5 protein-coding genes are annotated in these 2,720 nt (G+C 44.1%); 4 read left to right on the top strand and 1 reads right to left on the bottom strand.

All coding sequences use genetic code 11. The annotated features are described in order from the left end of the window. Positions 1–24: 24 nt before the first annotated feature. Positions 25–267 carry a hypothetical protein gene (locus VF500_RS19095; RefSeq protein WP_330861205.1) on the bottom strand — a complete coding sequence of 81 codons (243 nt, stop codon included), beginning with the start codon at positions 265–267 and terminating at the stop codon, positions 25–27. A gap of 76 nt (positions 268–343) precedes the next feature. On the opposite strand from VF500_RS19095, the gene VF500_RS19090 reads away from it, so the two are divergent. From VF500_RS19090 to VF500_RS19075, 4 genes are read left to right on the top strand one after another with little or no spacing between them, the layout of a single operon-like run. Next, positions 344–991 (top strand): hypothetical protein, encoded by a 648-nt coding sequence (locus VF500_RS19090; protein WP_330861204.1) that lies wholly within the window; start codon positions 344–346, stop codon positions 989–991. A gap of 1 nt (position 992) precedes the next feature. Beyond that, positions 993–1,415, top strand: a complete 423-nt coding sequence (locus VF500_RS19085; protein WP_121232804.1) for an ATP-binding protein — start codon at positions 993–995, stop codon at positions 1,413–1,415. Continuing rightward, positions 1,415–1,840 (top strand): rRNA maturation RNase YbeY, encoded by a 426-nt coding sequence (ybeY, locus tag VF500_RS19080; RefSeq protein WP_121232805.1) that lies wholly within the window; start codon positions 1,415–1,417, stop codon positions 1,838–1,840. Before VF500_RS19085 ends, ybeY begins: the two co-directional genes overlap by 1 nt. 43 nt (positions 1,841–1,883) lie before the next feature. Continuing rightward, positions 1,884–2,399 (top strand): glutathione peroxidase, encoded by a 516-nt coding sequence (locus tag VF500_RS19075; protein WP_091174940.1) that lies wholly within the window; start codon positions 1,884–1,886, stop codon positions 2,397–2,399. The last annotated feature ends 321 nt before the right edge of the window (positions 2,400–2,720 follow it).

Raw genomic sequence — 2,720 nt, 5'->3', positions numbered from 1 at the left:
GATGCCGATACGATACATGATGATTTACGCCGTAAAGCCGTTGACCGTGTCCCACTCGCGCGCCTTCGGGTCGCGCTTTGCCGGGTCCCCCCAGCCGCCGCCGCCGCCGGATTGGACCTTGAAGACATCGCCGGGGCGGATAGGCACGCCGGTTTCCTTGGTCTTCAGCGGGCGCGGTTCCAGGCCTTCGCTGTGCAGCACGTAGTTATGCGACTGGAGGGTACCACAGATCCAGTCGACAGTAAATAAGGAGATCGCCAGTATCAACGAGCATATTGACCAGGCCCTCGAGTTTCTGGGCGACAGGCGTACGCTGGAAGCCAACCGCAACCAGCAATACGCCATGACATCCATGAATAACCTGGCCCTGATGCTGAGCGAAGCGCTTGAGCAAATGCAAAAAATGATGAACAAGGGCGGTAAAGGGGGCAAGGGTAAACAACAGTCGATATCGCAGCTTGCAAAAATGCAGCAGCAGCTTAATCAAAATATGCAGAAGGCCCGCGAGCAGATGCAGCAACAGGGAAACCAGGGCAAGGGCCAGCAAGGGAATAGCGGCAATATGAGCGAGCAGTTTGCTAAAATGGCACGTCAGCAGCAGATGATCCGTCAGGCTTTGCAACAAATTGACAGGGACGAAAACAAAGACGGGACAGGCGGATTGGGCAATTTGGATAAAATTTCGAAAGAAATGGAACAAACCGAACGTGATCTCGTAAACAGGAAGATAACAGATGACGCGCTAAAAAGGCAGCAGCAAATACAAACCCGGTTATTAGAGGCTGAAAAGGCCGAGCAGCAACGAGATCAGGATCAGCAAAGAGAGAGTAATGCGGGTAAGGATTTGCCGCCGGGATACATAAAGGCACTGCAGGGGTACCAGCAACAAAAAGCAAAACAAACGGAGCAGATCAGAACTGTATCTCCGGCACTTAATTTGTATTATAAACAAAAAATTAAATCTTACTTTGATCAACTTAATGCCAAATAATATGGAAGAGGCAAATGTTCAAACCAGCGAGCTATATACGTTGCAGCTGCCGTCAAAACCGGAGAGCATAGCGTTGCTTGAGCAGCTGATAGAAGAAATTGCTGATAAATATCATGTTGAAGAAGATACCTTCGCCAACATGATGACCTGTCTTAACGAAGCGGTTATTAATGCCATTATGCATGGTAATAAACAGGACGAGACTAAAAAGGTGATTGTTAATGCTGAAGTTGAGCCCAAGCGTATTATCTGGACGGTTACCGATGAAGGCCCGGGCTTTGACTATAATAACCTTGCCGACCCAACAGCTCCCGAAAACCTCGAGAACCTGACCGGACGAGGCGTATTTATTATTAAACACCTTGCTGATCAGTGCATCTTTAACGCATCGGGTAATGAAATTGAACTTCACTTTAAGATCTGATGCCCGCTATTAATTTTTTTGAAGAAGACACTACTTTTAAGCCCAAACAAAAAGCGCAGTTAAGACAGTGGATCAAGGATACCGTAGTTGCCGAAGGCTTTAAACTGAAAGAACTTAATTACATTTTTTGCTCGGATGCTTACCTGCTGCAAATAAACCAGCAATATCTTGATCATGATACGTATACCGATATCGTAACTTTTGATAACTCAGAAGTTGAGGGGGATATTGTTGGCGATATTTTTATTTCGGTAGACCGTATCCGCGAAAACGGCGCCAAATTTAAAACCGGCGAAACCGATGAGCTTCACCGTGTAATCATTCATGGGGCCCTGCACCTTTTGGGCTACACGGATAAAAGTGTTGTTACAAAACAAAAAATGACACAAAAAGAAGATGAGTACTTAGCTAAAAGAAATTTTTAGCTTTACTTTTATACTGGATTATTAAAAATCAATTGTAAAAACCATGAAAACACTGGCACTCATCATCGCCTTATTATTTGCCACAGCACCTTCTTCAGTATATGATTTTAAACTGAAAACTATCGATGGCAAAGATTTTAGCTTAGCTAAATACAAAGGCAAAAAAGTATTGATCGTAAATACCGCTTCAAAATGCGGCTTTACCAAACAATACGCCGATCTGGAAAAATTATCTGAGCAATACAAAGGCAAGCTGGTAGTAGTAGGCTTCCCGGCCAATAACTTCGGCGGCCAGGAACCGGGTACTAACCAGGACATTAAAACCTTTTGCAAAGAAAACTTTAACGTAAAATTCCCGATGAGCGGTAAGGTAAGCGTTTTAGGTTTGGATATCGATCCGTTGTTTCAATACTTAACAACAGCTCCAAACCCTGATTTTACCGGCGATATCAAATGGAACTTCGAAAAATTCCTGATAGACGAGAACGGCAAGCTGATCCACCGTTTCAGGTCACAAACCACTCCGCTATCTGAGGATATCACTAAATATCTGAACTAAGAATTTTGTTATTTAATAGGAAAGCCCCGGCAATTTGCCGGGGCTTTTTTGTTTAAGGCTAATGGACAATGTCTTTAAGTTAAGAGATTGGTAGGTTGCACCAGAGGTGCAAAAGGTTTGTAGCAATAAAAACAAATGAATTTTTAGTGTGCCAGAGGTACACAACTCAGGTGTTCCGTACCTCTGGCACGGTTCTTTTAGAGATGTATATTGCTACAAACCTGTTCCCCCTCTGGGGGATTTTCCTTAACTTAATGACATTGCCTTGCGGTAGCGGTGAAATTTATATCATTCCTAATCTCAACCAGTGAAGGGTATTAA

Origin of the sequence: Mucilaginibacter sp. (genome assembly GCF_036383575.1) — a bacterium.
In the GTDB taxonomy this organism is placed as follows: Bacteria; Bacteroidota; Bacteroidia; order Sphingobacteriales; family Sphingobacteriaceae; genus Mucilaginibacter.
This window is presented reverse-complemented; position numbering and strand designations above follow the sequence as displayed.

Bases quoted from the DNA above. Each gene is read 5' to 3' on its own strand.
- VF500_RS19090 (WP_330861204.1), top strand. From the start codon at position 344: ATGACATCCATGAATAACCTGGCCCTGATGCTGAGCGAAGCGCTTGAG.
- VF500_RS19085 (WP_121232804.1), top strand. From the start codon at position 993: ATGGAAGAGGCAAATGTTCAAACCAGCGAGCTATATACGTTGCAGCTG.
- ybeY (WP_121232805.1), top strand. From the start codon at position 1,415: ATGCCCGCTATTAATTTTTTTGAAGAAGACACTACTTTTAAGCCCAAA.
- VF500_RS19075 (WP_091174940.1), top strand. From the start codon at position 1,884: ATGAAAACACTGGCACTCATCATCGCCTTATTATTTGCCACAGCACCT.